This is a genomic window from Acinetobacter sp. A1, from assembly GCF_012371315.1.
GTDB lineage: Bacteria > Pseudomonadota > Gammaproteobacteria > Pseudomonadales > Moraxellaceae > Acinetobacter.
In genome coordinates this window covers 24200-39607 of the sequence record NZ_JAAZQY010000006.1, presented here as the reverse complement: position 1 = coordinate 39607, position 15408 = coordinate 24200, and the positions used below count along the sequence as shown (strand labels likewise).

At 39.3% G+C, this 15408-nt stretch carries 12 protein-coding genes; 4 read left to right on the top strand and 8 right to left on the bottom strand.

The window, feature by feature from the left end; genetic code table 11:
* The first annotated feature begins 47 nt into the window (after window positions 1–47).
* The gene (locus HHA41_RS03675; protein WP_168460575.1) at window positions 48–1763 is read left to right on the top strand and encodes a proline--tRNA ligase; all 1716 of its coding nucleotides are present in this window, start codon (window positions 48–50) and stop codon (window positions 1761–1763) included.
* A gap of 51 nt (window positions 1764–1814) precedes the next feature.
* On the opposite strand, the gene HHA41_RS03670 is transcribed toward HHA41_RS03675, so the two are convergent.
* The 6 genes from HHA41_RS03670 to apbC all read right to left on the bottom strand — a co-directional run bounded on the left by HHA41_RS03670 (window position 1815) and on the right by apbC (window position 10413).
* The gene (locus HHA41_RS03670; RefSeq protein WP_168460574.1) at window positions 1815–3116 is read right to left on the bottom strand and encodes a hypothetical protein; all 1302 of its coding nucleotides are present in this window, start codon (window positions 3114–3116) and stop codon (window positions 1815–1817) included.
* Window positions 3117–3130: 14 nt separating this feature from the next.
* Window positions 3131–5377 carry a DUF6160 family protein gene (locus HHA41_RS03665; protein WP_168460573.1) on the bottom strand — a complete coding sequence of 749 codons (2247 nt, stop codon included), beginning with the start codon at window positions 5375–5377 and terminating at the stop codon, window positions 3131–3133.
* A gap of 33 nt (window positions 5378–5410) precedes the next feature.
* Window positions 5411–6088: a hypothetical protein gene (locus HHA41_RS03660; RefSeq protein WP_168460571.1), complete on the bottom strand. Its 678-nt coding sequence runs from the start codon at window positions 6086–6088 to the stop codon at window positions 5411–5413.
* Window positions 6089–6101: 13 nt separating this feature from the next.
* Window positions 6102–8147 carry a hypothetical protein gene (locus HHA41_RS03655; protein WP_168460570.1) on the bottom strand — a complete coding sequence of 682 codons (2046 nt, stop codon included), beginning with the start codon at window positions 8145–8147 and terminating at the stop codon, window positions 6102–6104.
* 235 nt (window positions 8148–8382) lie between these two features.
* Entirely contained in the window at window positions 8383–8952 is a 570-nt protein-coding gene (gene dcd / locus HHA41_RS03650) for a dCTP deaminase (protein WP_004975507.1), read from the bottom strand.
* 201 nt (window positions 8953–9153) lie between these two features.
* Window positions 9154–10413 (bottom strand): iron-sulfur cluster carrier protein ApbC, encoded by a 1260-nt coding sequence (gene apbC / locus HHA41_RS03645; RefSeq protein ID WP_168460569.1) that lies wholly within the window; start codon window positions 10411–10413, stop codon window positions 9154–9156.
* Between the two features lie 279 nt (window positions 10414–10692).
* Between apbC and metG the strand changes: the two genes are divergently transcribed.
* Both metG and HHA41_RS03635 read left to right on the top strand, forming a co-directional pair.
* Window positions 10693–12750 (top strand): methionine--tRNA ligase, encoded by a 2058-nt coding sequence (gene metG, locus HHA41_RS03640; RefSeq protein ID WP_168460567.1) that lies wholly within the window; start codon window positions 10693–10695, stop codon window positions 12748–12750.
* 127 nt (window positions 12751–12877) lie between these two features.
* Entirely contained in the window at window positions 12878–13234 is a 357-nt protein-coding gene (locus tag HHA41_RS03635) for a hypothetical protein (protein ID WP_168460565.1), read from the top strand.
* Window positions 13235–13285: 51 nt separating this feature from the next.
* Here HHA41_RS03635 and HHA41_RS03630 read toward each other — a convergent pair whose 3' ends face one another.
* Complete coding sequence (locus HHA41_RS03630) at window positions 13286–13909, bottom strand: LysE family translocator (RefSeq protein WP_168460564.1); 624 nt, start codon at window positions 13907–13909, stop codon at window positions 13286–13288.
* A gap of 247 nt (window positions 13910–14156) precedes the next feature.
* Here HHA41_RS03630 and HHA41_RS03625 point away from each other — a divergent pair, with 247 nt between their 5' ends.
* On the top strand, window positions 14157–15050 hold the full coding sequence (locus tag HHA41_RS03625; RefSeq protein ID WP_168460562.1) for a pyridoxal-phosphate dependent enzyme: 894 nt from the start codon (window positions 14157–14159) through the stop codon (window positions 15048–15050).
* Between the two features lie 19 nt (window positions 15051–15069).
* Here HHA41_RS03625 and HHA41_RS03620 read toward each other — a convergent pair whose 3' ends face one another.
* The gene (locus tag HHA41_RS03620) at window positions 15070–15402 is read right to left on the bottom strand and encodes a hypothetical protein (protein ID WP_168460561.1); all 333 of its coding nucleotides are present in this window, start codon (window positions 15400–15402) and stop codon (window positions 15070–15072) included.
* Window positions 15403–15408: the final 6 nt, after the last annotated feature.

Genomic DNA, 15408 nt, shown 5'->3' with positions numbered 1-15408 from the left:
CTCTGAAAAAATTCCATTTTAACGCTTCTTTATTTAGGACAGTTTCCATGCGCGCGAGTCGCTTTTTATTTGCTACGTTAAGAGAAACCCCAAACGATGCCGAGGTGATTTCTCACCAGCTGATGTTACGTGCGGGTATGATTCGTAAATTGGCTTCAGGTTTATATACTTGGCTGCCAATGGGTGTGCGTGTGCTAAATAAAGTTGAAGCAATTGTTCGTGAAGAAATGAACCGCTCAGGCGCTTTAGAAACATTTATGCCTGTTACACAACCTGCTTCTCTTTGGGAAGAGTCAGGTCGCTATGTGCAATATGGCCCAGAATTACTGCGCTTCAATGACCGCCATAACAACCCTTTTGTACTTGGCCCAACCCATGAAGAAGTAATTACCGATTTAGCGCGTAATGAATTAAAAAGTTATAAGCAATTACCAATTAACTTTTATCAAATCCAAACCAAATTCCGTGATGAAATTCGCCCTCGTTTTGGGGTGATGCGTTCACGTGAATTTATGATGAAAGATGCATACTCTTTCCATAACGATCAAGCATCTTTACAAGAAACTTACGATGTCATGTACGACACTTACTGTCGTATTTTTACACGTTTAGGTTTAGATTTCCGCCCAGTACAAGCCGATACAGGCTCTATTGGTGGTTCAGGCTCGCATGAATTTCATGTTTTGGCATCGAGTGGTGAAGATGATATCGCTTTCTCTACCGAATCTGATTACGCAGCAAACATTGAAATGGCAGAAGCTATTTTAGTGGGTGAACGTGCGGCAGCAACACAAGAACTAAAAGTTGTAGATACACCAAATCAAAAAACCATTGCCGATGTCACTGCATTTTTAGGTGCAAACAGCAATCAGTCTATAAAAGCACTTTTGGTGCAAGGTGTTGCCAATGAATCAGGACAAGTTCCTGTAATTGCTTTATTCTTACGTGGCGACCATGAGCTGAATGAAATTAAAGCAGAAAAACACCCACTGATTGCAGCTCCACTTACTTTTGCAACAGAAGCACAAATTGCAGATTTAGGCTTAACTGCAGGTTTTGTTGGCCCACAAGGTTTACTTGAAAAAGGCATCACGGTGATTGTAGACCGTGCTGCATCAGTACTTTCAGATTTTATTGCGGGTGCAAACCAAATTGACCAACATGCAACAGGTGTAAACTGGGAGCGTGATGCGCAATATACCGAAGTTTATGATTTGCGTAACGTCGTTGAAGGCGATCCATCTCCAGATGGTAAAGGTACCTTACAAATTAAACGTGGTATTGAAGTCGGTCATATTTTCCAGCTTGGCACTAAGTATTCAGAAGCTTTGGGCTGTAAAGTTCTTGGTGAAGATGGTAAGCCGTTTACCGTAACTATGGGATGTTATGGTATTGGTGTTACCCGTGTAGTTGCCTCTGCTATTGAACAAAACTTTGATGATAAAGGCATCATTTGGCCTGCAGCAATTGCGCCATTTGAAATTGCGATTGTGCCAATGAACGCACACAAATCACCACGTACATTAGAAGCAGCAGAAGCACTGTATGCAGAATTGCAAGCAGCAGGTTATGATGTGTTGTTAGATGATCGTAATGAGCGCCCAGGGGTCAAATTCTCTGATTTAGAACTTACTGGAATCCCACACCGTATTGTGATAGGTGAAAAAGGTTTAGATGCAGGTACTTTCGAATATAAAGGTCGTCGTGACTCTGAATCTGTAAATATCTCAAAAGAAGAGTTGTTGGCTAAAATTGCAAAATAATTTGCTTTCATAAAAAATCCCGCTCATGCAGCGGGATTTTTTTATTCATTATTAGCAGAATTTCATGCCACCATAACAGTTAGATCTAAAATTTTGCCCTTCTAGCTTTAAATTTTGCAATGGAAAGTTGATCAACGCAGGGTTTTTAATTTCTTTCACATCCAAAGAGGAACCACCAATACAACCAATGACTAAATCTCCACAATCACGCACATTGGTACTGAGATCATGATTAATACCCGCAATCGTTTGTTTCAGGACATCATCTGTAATTTGAACCGCACTTGAAGGAGAAACACTACCTAAGTCTACCTCATCCTCCATCGCCATCCACCAACCTTGATTCGCAGCCACTTTAGCACCAGGCCATAAGATCTTTTGAGATTGTAATGATAAAGAAGCTGGGTTATTCAAATATAATGCATGAATTAAACCTAAATTTTGATTTACTGTAATGTCTGTCCGTAAACCCGTTAAATAGCCTGTGATTTGTTTATCTAAATTAATATTTAAACCTGCAAGTGAAATTTGTGCCTCGAGTGGTCCATTAAAATCCAAACGATCAACAGTACCTTGACCTTTTAACTCCACATCGGTCATACGTGTACCAGAAACAATAGTTGATGGAATAACAAATGGGGCTTTTGTTGATTTTAAAGTGAAATCATAATTATCCGATTTATAATGTAGCTCGCGGTTAACTGGAATACCGAATAAGCTTCCTTTAACTGCTCCTTCAATATATTGTCCTGTGGCAGCATAGTTCATCTGACGTACAGCTGTTTGAGCAACCCCTGAAGACTCTTTGGTTTTCATGTATCCACTAAATGAATTAATTCCGTTCGGAGTATCTGAGTTCTCCGTCCCCATTGTTAATAAACCCACAATTTTTTCAGCACTTACCCGAAAACCAAGTACTTCACGTTCAGCAGCTGACTGTGGTTTTTTTATCGCAAACTGAACAAAAGGATTGCGAATCAAGGCAGAACTTGATGCTCTATCTTCAGAGGAATAATCAGATTTCGCAGGTAATCCACTTAATGCAATATGATCAATATCAATATCGCAGCCCCCAGCTCCATTTATTCCCCCGCATCCCAACTGTAATTTTTTAATATTGGCATTAATTTCCATATCTGCTTCAAGACCAAGCTTATAAAATCCTATGTTACTTTGGTCTATCGATTGGCGCAGTTCGTCAACCTGTTCATAGCCTTGAGAAAACTCCATACTCAATAAAGCCTGCCCATTTACTCTAGAAAGCTGACGATCGTCCAAAGCCTGCATCGCCTGAGCAGAACTAAATGAAAAGACTGAACTTAAAATTGATGCTACTAAAATTGTTTTTTTCATTTTATTTCTACCTATTAGCGTGGAGTAATGCCCAAGGTGCTGCGCATGCTGCCGCCCGTGAAAGCAACCGAAGCAATTTTTTGCATGTTGCCATTCGTTGACATTGCAAAATCCGTCTTAAATGGTTGTGCGATATCATTTTTGTAGTTGAATTTCACTTGGTTATCTAAAGTCACAGTATCTGCACTGACTAAAACCTTCCCTTTTAAGCCAATGTGACCTTCCATGCGGTTCAAATTGATTGATGAGGTCTGTATTGTTTCATTATTAACCTGATCTTCATTAATTAAACTTAAATAACTCCCTAAATTATTCGGATCAGCTTTTTCAGCATCTGTTAAGCTTTTAAATTGAAAATTTGCATCAAAAGATAAAAAGTTAGAATGTGGATCGTTTGCTGTCGGGTTTATACCAGGAATTACCAACAACTCACCATTACCATCTAGTTTAAGTGCAATAGTTGTCAGCACATCATCTTTTTTTGCAAAATTATCGTGGGGCACAAAGCTGCCACACTTAGTTGAACCTGTTACACAGTTATACTTAGAACCTGGTAACTGCCCTATTGCCAGTTCAGCTTTGGCTGCTAAAAGTAAGTGATCCGCACGTATATAAATACCTTCGTCTTCATAACCGATCACACCTTCAGATTGAATCAGCGCATCAATATTTCTTAAACCTGCATAATAGTTAACTGATTCTCCAGCATGTAGGCTGTCTTGACCATCGATCAGGATAATTGAAGTTGTACTCGGCAAGCCTGTTTTTGAGTCAATGCCATAACCTTCTGTAGATACAAGCGCGTTATAGCCAATCCCTGTTTTTGTCGCACCATCATAAGGAGATTGATAAGTTTTACCTGACAACGCAACATTGGCATTTAAATTATAGATTGGAATCCCAATTCCCCAAGAGCCGCCATCACCTGTAAGTTCATCTATAGAGTTATCAGAAATAAATCTTGCTTTAGCCGCGATAGATTGGAAATCCATTCCACGTACAGCTATCAAAGCAAATTGCTCACCCTCAAGTTGACTGGAAAGTACCTGATTTAGAATTGGACTTGCGACACCTAGTGTATTTTTAATATTTTCATTCACTAAAAAATTGAGGTTTTTTGCTTGTACGGTATTGATATAAAGATCGCCAAAATCTATATATGCATTTTGATGATGCAATTCACCTTGAGCATTACGTGTCGTTAATGGTCTCAAATTTGAAAATTCAACCGCGTAGCTTCCGTTACCTGTATGTCCAATTTCTAAAGTTGTAGGCAACTGGCCTGCCTGTAAACCTACAGTATTCTGATTGGTAAAGTCTGCTGATAAGCCCAAATGTAGACCGCCCTGACCAAGCACATCCTCATAGCCTGTCACATGCACATTTTGAGTTTCTACAATGCCATTATTTTTATTTGAAACATTGAAGTTGGCTGCACCGCTTTGTTGACCATTAAAAAATAGTTTTGCATTCGTCACCGCTCCAGAAGCACCAAAACGAATGAGATTTTTATCGTTATAACGCAGGTCAATATTGACCCCAGGGTTGGTTGCATTCTGCCGGCTATTTGCTACATCTGTTAAATCTGCGACGCGCCCTAAATTTACAAAGTGATCGGTTGAGCCATTTTTAGTGGTAAATACTAATCCTTCATCAGCATCGATGTACATATAACCATCGGTTGCAAAATTAAAATTAAAATCATGCATAGATAGTTGATGATTACCTAAACCATGACTAATTTTGGCATTTTGTAACTGAAAATTTAAATGTGCTGTTTCATTTTGATTAAATAAACCTGCTTTGGTTTCTAACAAGACTTTTAAAGGTGATTTGATTTCTAAGCCTAATCGGCCCAAGCTTTGTGTTTCTTTAGTACAACTATTCGCAACACAGCTTCTTTTGACCAAGTTTAAGTCAGCTGACGATTGAAAAGCATCAATACTCGCATCAATACGCACGCCAGCACCAACATCTGTTTTACCAACATCTAAAGCGAGCTTACTGATAATAGACTGATTATTTTGCCCTTTAATTTCAACATTATGTAAACCTAAACCAAGCTGAGCACCATCCACCAAATCTGGATCATACCAATTGGCTTGCTGAATAGTAGCTTTAGACATTTCATGGGTAATCACCATCCCATCTTGCCCACTCACATTAGCCAAATGCTGGTCTGTGATAAGCTCTAAAGCATAAACTTGCTGAGCACAAAGTACGCTCAATGTTAATAAATTCAATTGCATTATTTTTTTCATTTTTATTTCCCTATCCTGTACTTCGTCCTATATTCAACAACGGCTTGCTGCTGAACCTGTACAGTTGTAGCTAAATATTTTTACATTGCCCGACATGTGCATGTTGCCGTGAATATTTAAGCCCATAAATCCTTTTTCAGCGCCTTGATCAAACAAAGGAACATCTTGCTGGACTAAACTATAAACTTCCGAATTTGCATAGCCTTCATTTGCCCCATCGCCTGTGCCTGTTTCAATGGCCATAGTTGCAAAACCCAAATTTCTGATTTTAAGTGGTTTATCATCATAAAACTTAAGCTGCATTGCTGTTTGTGGGTCATTTTTATGATTAATAATGGTAGTTCCATCTAAGGAAAACTTATCTATTTGTACTGTCCCTTGGATTTGCTTAAATACCAGCCACTTTTGATTTCCATTTTCATCTGTATGATTATTGGGAGCAAAAGCCAATCGACACATTACATTATTTTCGGCACATTTTGCGCCATAGCGATAGTACACTTCATCAGGCATACCACTAAGTGCGTTAATTTTTGAAATGCTATTCAGCTCCAAATTTTCTGCATATTCATGGTTAAGTGAAAGCGTCCAGCTTAAATCTGCACCACCTTGACCTGTTGCTTGGGTTAACTCATGTTGATCTAGTGCAATTAAATTAGCATGTGTAAAAGAAGTGCACAGTAATGTCGCTAAAGATAACTTTTTCAGCATTGTGATTTACTCCTTATAGACCCGTTGTTTTAAATTTGAGATGCTGAATTAACACACCATCTATAGCGACTGAGCCCAAGTTTTTTGTTGTGCCGTCAATACCTTTAAACACTACACCCGTTGCTTTATCGTGATCTTTAGCGCGCAACATATTGTTAGGTAAGCGATCAACTGTACCAATAGCAATGCTACTGTGTGTTGCATTGCGCCCCTGATACATTGCGATGCTATCTGTTGCACTGGCTTTGAGCGACGTACCACAACTGACCACATTACAAGTCGCACCTGTAAATGCGGTGGCACCTAAATACCCACCTTTGCCATCTTCATAATTTTGATAAATTTTGTTGTATATTTCTGGTACGTTTGGAATACGTGTTACTTCCAACACAATGTTATTACCCTCTGAACCAACTACAAAAGGTTGATACATATTACCCAAAACTAAATTGATATTTGGGCTATACAAATACAGACCTTCGGTATCATGAAAAACAGGCGCGAGTGAGCGGTCAATAGCTGGAGTAACGGCTGTCCCATCTAAGGCTGTCCCATCTAAAGGATCTGATTTTGCTGCGGTACTAATACGTATGCCCTTACTGTCTAAATTGGCATCATCAATACTTAAATTTGCAGGGTTGTCGTTGGTATTCAAACGTACAAGGCTTGCCATACCCAAGGTTTGATGATGATTTGGATTATCTGAATCTAAGGTTTGGAACAATCTTGTTTGCGATCCATTTAAACTTAAACCATTAGCAACAAATTGGGTTCGCAAACGATGCTCTTTATCTAAGCCAGATTTTGGTGCACCTGTAGATGGATCAACTTCAGCACTTGAATTTAATTGACGTGAGAAAATATCAGTCCAAAACCCCAGTTTAATATTATTATCGCTTTCTGTTGCTGCAATAGTCGCAAGTGGTGCCTCAAGCGCCAAATAACCCACTTCTTTTTCAACATTTTTAAATTGTTTTACTTTTTCTGTACCCGCGCGGAATAACCATGGGTTATCTGCCGAACCCCAGTTAAAGCCTTGATTGCTATAACGGCTACTTAATGAGTTATCACTTTTAGACAGCGCCAAACCATAAATAAAGACATCGGCTTTGGTTCTGAGCGAACCCACTGAAGCTTGTGAAGCAAGTGCTTTTGCAGCTTGTTCAGCATTTTCCACTACTACAGCCAAAGCTGCCTCACTCGCTAACTGAGCTTCAGTTTTAGCATATTCTGTAGCAAGCTGATTTAATGTTTGATTTGTTTTGTTTTGGAGTTGCGTAGCTACCACTGGGTCTATTACATTTGATCTATTAATTTTACCAGCCACATATTTTTGATAAAATGTCGTATTCGTCGGAATAGCATCCCCATAATTAACCCCATACAGAAACTCAATCATTTCATAAGTATTCTGTAATGCATACTTTGTAGATGCATCTTTATTCAACCAGGTTGGATTTCCAGCACCAGGAATGGTCGTTCCATCCTTCGTTGCACTGATCCTCCCTTCCTTATAATATTCATTATAACGTTGCTCATAATAGGCTTGCATGGTAGGCGAATCAAAATAGGTTTGTACTTGACGCCCTCGATACTCTGCCTTGTATGCTGTTTCAGTCTCATTTGTAATTCTTGTTAAGTTAGCTGCAGAGTAAGCAGCATATTTACTATCAAAAGTTGACTCATAAACACCATTATATGATGCAACTTTACCACTTAGTAAGGCATCATTATAGGCAGTATTATAGACTTTATCGTAAGTACGTTGCCCCAACTGTGCATAATTCTCCCCCGTCGGAATAATACGAATAAAGCCCGTATCATATTGGCTAGGGTTGTCTAAGCCACGAGTATAGCTTGACCCTGTAGAAAGATCGTTCGGTTGCTGGAACACCATCTTGAAGTCATCAAGAACTAACGCAACACCTTCGCCTGTCGTATTAGAGAGGGAGTCATCTGAGAGTGCTTGCAAGGCATAACTCGGATTTGCCAAGAACATACCTACGGCAATAGCTAAGCAATGCTTTGGAAAAGGGAAAGTAATTGCGTGTTCAGTCATCTCGACCTTCCTTTTATCTGATGCTCCGCATCTTTCTTTTATTTATCTATGACTTGGCTATTTATTAGGGTGTTTTCATCCTTAAAAACGTGATTATGCCAAACCAATCTCAAATTTAATTATGCTGAATATTAATACAAATGCAAAAAAAACTGGCTAAACAGCACAGCTTTCCGATGAATGAAAAAAGCGAACCTTTCGGCTCGCTTTCTTTTAATCTGAATTAGTCTATCAGTTATGCTTTAGGTAAAGTCACACCTGTTTGCCCCTGATACTTACCACCACGGTCTTTGTACGAGGTTTCACAAACTTCATCTGATTCAAAAAATAGCATTTGCGCCACGCCTTCGCCAGCGTAAATACGTGCAGGCAAATTAGTCGTATTAGAGAATTCTAAGGTGACATGCCCTTCCCACTCAGGTTCTAACGGAGTGACATTGACAATAATACCGCAACGCGCATAGGTCGACTTACCCAAACACACCGTCAAGACATTACGCGGAATACGGAAATATTCAACAGTACGCGCTAAAGCAAAAGAGTTTGGCGGAATGATGCACACGTCTGATTCAATATCGATAAAACTTTTTTCATCAAAGTTTTTTGGATCAACAATTGCTGAGTGAACATTGGTAAAGACTTTAAATTCACGCGCACAGCGCACGTCATAACCGTAGCTAGACACCCCATAAGAGATGAGTTTTTCGCCATTTTCGTCAAAACGAACTTGGTTTTCAGCATACGGTTCAATCATGCCGTGTTTTTCGCTCATTTCGCGAATCCAACGATCAGACTTAATTGCCATTTATTTTCTATCCAAAATATGAATGTTTAAACTGTGCTGTACTTTAACTGAAAACCAGATTAATGAAAACTAGCTACTTTTAAAGCGCCAAGATAATTTAAATTTCCGCCATTTCCCATTTACAGGCACACTAATCCTAAGTAGCTTCTAGCTATTGAAATACTTATAAGGCAACAATAACTGTTATTTTTCAATTCGCACTTAAAAAATACGATTATGATCTTTTTCAGCTTTAGGCAGTTTTTTTGCTATCTGTTGGGCAATCGCAATATAACTGTCTGCAGCATCATCGCCAGCAATTACAGACGGTGTGCCTGCATCGACATTTTCACGAATACTCACATTTAAAGGCAAACGTCCTAGCAACGGAATGTCGTATTGTTCTGCCAGTTTATCGCCACCGCCCTGACCAAAAATTTGCTCTTCATAGCCACAGTTTGAGCAGATATGCGTCGACATATTCTCAATCACGCCCATAACAGGAATTTGCACCCGATTAAACAGTTCAATTCCTTTCACGGCATCCATTAATGCAACATTTTGCGGTGTCGTCACAATGACTGCACCCGTTACTGGAATACGCTGCGCCAGAGTCAATTGAATATCACCCGTGCCTGGCGGCATATCAATCATCAGCACATCCAAATCAGGCCATAAGGTCTGATTAAAAAGCTGCATTAATGCGCCAGTCGCTTTGGGCCCACGCCATGCCACAGGTGTATTATGATCACCCGTTAAATGTCCGATGGATAAAACTGGCATACCAAAAGCATCTAATGGAACAAACTGCTCGGCCTCAATCATAGGGGTTTTGCCCGCATTACCCAGCATGGTAGGAATGCTTGGGCCATAAATATCAGCATCCAATACCCCAACTTTTAAGCCTAACTCTTGCAATGCTAAGGCCAAATTCACTGTCGTGGTAGATTTCCCCACCCCACCTTTGCCTGATGACACCAAAATCACGTTTTGAATACGTGGATGTTTTGGCACATCACGCTGCTGTGGCGCAGCTTTTTGAATAGGTGGATTATTCGGATCTGCTTCTTGCACTGAGCTTTGACCCGCAGCATCGACCACTGGTGGTAAATTAGAAGATGCAGTCTGAGCTTGAGTAGATGATGAACAGCTTTCTCCCTCAGCATGTTGATGACCACAGCTTTCTTGCTTTGCTTGACCCGTTTTTTGCTGAATCACATGCATATTCAATTCTTTAATGCCACATTTTTCCAAAGCATCGGCCAATTCATCATGTATTTGTTGTAAATGTGATTTTTCTTCAGGATACGTATTGATGGTGATTTGTAAAATTTCACCCTGCACATTCACTTGGGAAATCCGATCTTTTAACAACTGCTGAGAATGTGGCAGCACGTAACTTTGCAAAATCTGCTGAATCGCTTCTTCATTCACCGACTGAGATGGTGAAAAAACCGATTTAAGTGAAGAAAGCCAAGACATAGATTTACTCCAAAGTTTGGAAATACCGCGATTCTGATAGTGTAACGATAATTCGGTACAAGGTTAAGCCATGCTGTAGCTGAAAATATTTAATTCCGATTGGATAACTTGGTTTTTTGTCTTATTTTTACTCAAACTCAGACTAAGTTCTTGTTTATGCATTGTGTTTGGTGTTGTAAATGGATTTGAAAAGAATTCATGGAATCCCTTGTGCATCTATAGGCTATCTAAGGTAAAATTGCCCGAATTGCATCATCCATATTTGAGAGAGTGATATCCGTGCGTCAAATTTTAGTCACCAACGCCCTACCATACGCCAATGGTCCGATCCATATGGGTCACTTACTCGGTTATATCCAGGCAGATATCTGGGTTCGCGCCATGCGTGCAATGGGACATGACGTGACTTATGTCTGTGCGGATGATGCGCATGGTACAGCAATCATGCTGCGTGCTGAAGCCAACGGGATTAGCCCTGAACAGCAAATTGCCAATGTGCAGCAAGAACATATTCGTGATTTTGATGGGTTTGGTGTGCATTTTGATCATTATGATTCAACGCATAGCGATACCAACCGCGCACGTGCCAGTGAAATTTATGTCAAAAACCGTGATGCAGGCAATATTGCCGTTCGTCCTGTCACGCAATTATTTGACCCTGAAAAAGGCATGTTCTTATCTGACCGTTTCATTAAAGGCACATGCCCAAAATGTAAAGCGGAAGATCAATATGGTGATTCTTGCGAAGTCTGCGGTACAACCTATAACGCAACTGAGCTGATTGATCCTAAATCGACCTTGAGCGGTGCGACGCCTGTAGAAAAATCGTCAGATCACTATTTCTTTAAATTGCCAAATTTTGGTGAGTACCTGCAAAAATGGACCCGTGATGAAGGTCGCTTGCCTGTTTCAATTGCCAACAAATTAGATGAATGGTTTGAAAATGGTTTAAACGACTGGGATATTTCACGTGATGCGCCCTATTTTGGTTTTGAAATTCCAGATGCACCAAACAAATATTTCTATGTGTGGGTAGATGCGCCAATTGGCTATATGTCGAGTTTTGAAAACTACGTTAAAAGCAAACGCCCTGACTTAAATTTTGAAGATTACTGGAAAAAAGATTCAGACAAAGAGGTGTATCACTTCATTGGTAAAGATATTGTCTATTTCCACGCCTTATTCTGGCCTGCAATGTTAGATGGTGCGGGTTATCGCACCCCAACAGGTTTATTCGTAAACGGTTTCTTGACTGTGAATGGTCAAAAAATGTCGAAATCTCGCGGTACATTTATTAAAGCAGAAACCTATTTACAGCATTTAAACCCTGAATATTTACGCTATTACTTCGCATCTAAACTATCTGACAAAGTTGAAGATTCTGACTTAAATTTGGATGATTTTGTTCAGAAAGTAAACTCTGATCTTGTAGGTAAAGTGGTGAATATTGCTAGCCGTTGTGCCAAATTCATCAACACTAAGTTTGACAATAAATTGTCTAATGCCTGTGCAGAGCCTGAATTGGTACAAAGTTTTATTGATGCGGGTGACTCAATTGCTCAAGCATACGAAGCGCGTGAATTTTCAACTGCTATTCGTGAAATTATGGCATTGGCCGATAAAGCCAACCAATATATTGATGAGAAAAAGCCTTGGGCTTTAGCCAAAATTGAAGGTGAAGAACAACAAGTACATGATGTATGTTCTGTAGGGATTAACCTGTTCCGTCAATTGGCCATTTACTTAAGTCCTGTGTTGCCAACGCTTGCAGCACAAGTACAAGATTTCTTAAAACTGGATAGCTTCGATTTTGCATCACGCCAACAGATTTTAGTGGCACATGAAATTGCACTATTCCAACCACTCATGCAACGTGTAGACCCGAAAGCTGTGGCTGCTATGGTAGATGCATCTAAGGATTCTTTAGCTGCTCCTGCTGAAGCACCAAAAGCTGAAAAGAAAAAGGAAAAAGCCAAAGAGAAAAAAGCAGAGCCTAAAGTAGGTGAAGCAGAAATCATTGGAATTGAAGACTTTATGAAAGTCGATTTACGTGTTGCAGAAGTTTTAGAGGCAGCAACTGTTGAAGGTTCTGATAAGCTTCTTCAACTGACTTTAAATGTTGGTGAAGCTGAACCTCGTAACGTGTTTAGCGGTATCCGTGAGTTTTATGCACCTGAAGATTTAAAAGGCAAATTGGTGGTAATGGTCGCTAACCTTGCTCCACGTAAGATGCGTTTTGGTATTTCAAACGGTATGGTACTTGCTGCAGGAAATGGTGAAGGTGTCTTTGTTATTTCAGCAGAATCAGGTGCTAAACCGGGGGATAAAGTCAGTTAAGCTGTAAATTAAAAAATGCGCCTACCAGGCGCATTTTTATTAAAAATAAAATTATTTTATTGATTTTTAAATAGCTTTAATTAAAATATCGCTGCTTTTATTTATTAAAATTATTTTAGGGGTATTTATGAAAAAAGCATTAGCAATCGCATTATCTTTATCTACAATTGTTTTTACTGGTTGTTCAGTACGCATGGCTGATATGACTGTTGCATCTACAAAAAACTACAACTTAAACTCAAATCAATTTGTTAAAGGTGAACGAGTTACAGGTGAGGATAAAGTACCTGTTGTGTTATTTCCTTTAGGTATTCCGAACTTTAAAACAGCTGTAGATCGTGCAATTGAAAAAGATCGTTGTGCTGTTGCTTTATCAGATGTTGTTATTACTCAATTAAACCAAGCTTTCATTGTTGGGCAAATTGGTTATCGTGTTGAGGGCACTCAAGTTATTGACCGCTCTCAACCAGAATGTAAAAAATAAGTTAAACCGAATAAAGATCTCCTCTCTCAAGGGGAGATCTATGTACAAAAATCACTTCATCCCAAAAATTAACTTTAAGCCCAAAACTGTCATCACCGCCCCTGCAATACGGTCAAATACGGCCTTAAATTTAATATATGCCTGACGTGGCTTTTCTGCAGATAATGCCACTGCCACCAATGAGCACCACCCCGCATCAATAAAGAAACACAAAATTGGCAGCACCACATAAAAATAGGTTGGTATTTCCTTGGGCAATAAAGCCGTAAAAATACTGGCCAAGACAATTGCAATTTTAGGGTTAGATAACTGCGTAATTAAACCAGTGGTAAACGCACGGCGCAGCGACATTTGTTGCCCATGTGCAAGATTAGTTTGAATAGGTGCTTTGGCATGCTTCACAATTTTATAAGCCAAAAACAATAGATATAAGCCACCACAGATTTTCAATGCAAAATAAGCGGAAGGTACGGCCAATAAAATTGCCTGCAAACCTAAAACGGCCAATAAACCAAAAATTGCAGCACCTGTGCCTGTACCTAAAGCAGTGAACAAGCCATGTTTACGTGAAATAGCAATTGAGTTTTTTGCTACATAAATAAAGGTTGGCCCCGGACTCATCGCACCAAGCATTAATGCCGCTGCAATTGACCCTAAAATAAGTAAAGACTCCAAAACCAACACCCAACCAAACTCAATCAATTTGGCTATTTTACGGTTTTTCTCTTTTTATTTGTACTATTTGGTATATTTTTTAAATCAACAATATGAATAAAATGCTGAAAATTCAAGCACACTATCATCAAGTCCGCCATCAGCAATCCGATCAATCCATAAAGACAAATAGCCTAGTTCTATTGTTGATGTCTTTTTATCAAATCTGCTGATTATAATAGCAAGTCATTTTTTTCCAGCCTTGTTTATGTTTGATGCCATCGCCCAAGAAATTCCATTACAACGCATTTATGTTCATGGTCGTGAACTTTGGATTAAACGGCTAGATTTGGTGCATCCTCACATTTCGGGTAATAAATTCTATAAATTAAAATACAATTTTTTGGCAGCACAAGCCGAAGGTTATCAGCAAGTGCTGACTTTTGGCGGTGCGTATTCTAATCATATTGCAGCAACTGCCTATACAGCACAGCTTTTTGGCTGGAAAAGTATTGGGATCATTCGTGGACAAGAATTGGCGAACCGTGCTTTAAATCCAACTTTAAATTTAGCGCAGCAAATGGGGATGCAATTTGAGTTTGTTTCACGCGAGCGCTATCGTCAAAAAAACCAAGCTGAATTTTTGCAGCAGTTACAACAGTCTTATCCGAATACTTATATTATTCCTGAGGGTGGCAGCAATAGACTTGCAACTCAAGGCTGTCAGGAAATTCTAACCGCAGATGATCTACACCAGTTTGATCTAATTTGCTGTGCTGTCGGTACAGGGGGAACCATTGCAGGTTTAATTGAAGCGAGCCTTCCCCATCAAAAAATTCTGGGTTTTTCCGCACTCAAAGGTGATTTTTTAACACAAGTAGTACAACAACTCACCAGCAAAAAAAATTGGCAAATTACCGATGAATTTTGCTGTGGTGGCTATGCCAAAACCACGCCTGAATTACTGGCCTTTATTCGAGCGTTTGAAAAAGAACAGGCAATTCCACTCGAGCAAATTTATACAGGAAAAATGCTTTTTGGATTAAGTAGCATGATACAACGTGGCGAATTCAATGCAGGTGAACGTATTTTGCTAATTCATACGGGTGGTTTACAAGGTAGGCACATTGACCTACCTGATTTAAACCAAACAGCTGAATAACCTGTTTATCTGTGATGATTTAAGCCTGAATAGGTTTATTATCATTCAAGGCAATCAGGCCTTTAATTAAACGATAAACATGCCAAATAAATACTACTAAAATAATGACATAACCGATCAAAATTGCAGTTAATAGAAAACCGACAATATAACCAATAAGGCTGTACCAAAAGGTTTTAATTTGCCAATCCACATGGCTTTCTAACCACGTACCACGCATTTCATTACGTTTGACATAGTTCATAATAATCGCAATTAAACCTGTAATACCTACGACAAAACCAACCAAATATAAAATATAGGTAATCAGGTTATATTGTTTCAGTTGATTTAATTCAATTGTTTGTGTCATCTGCTT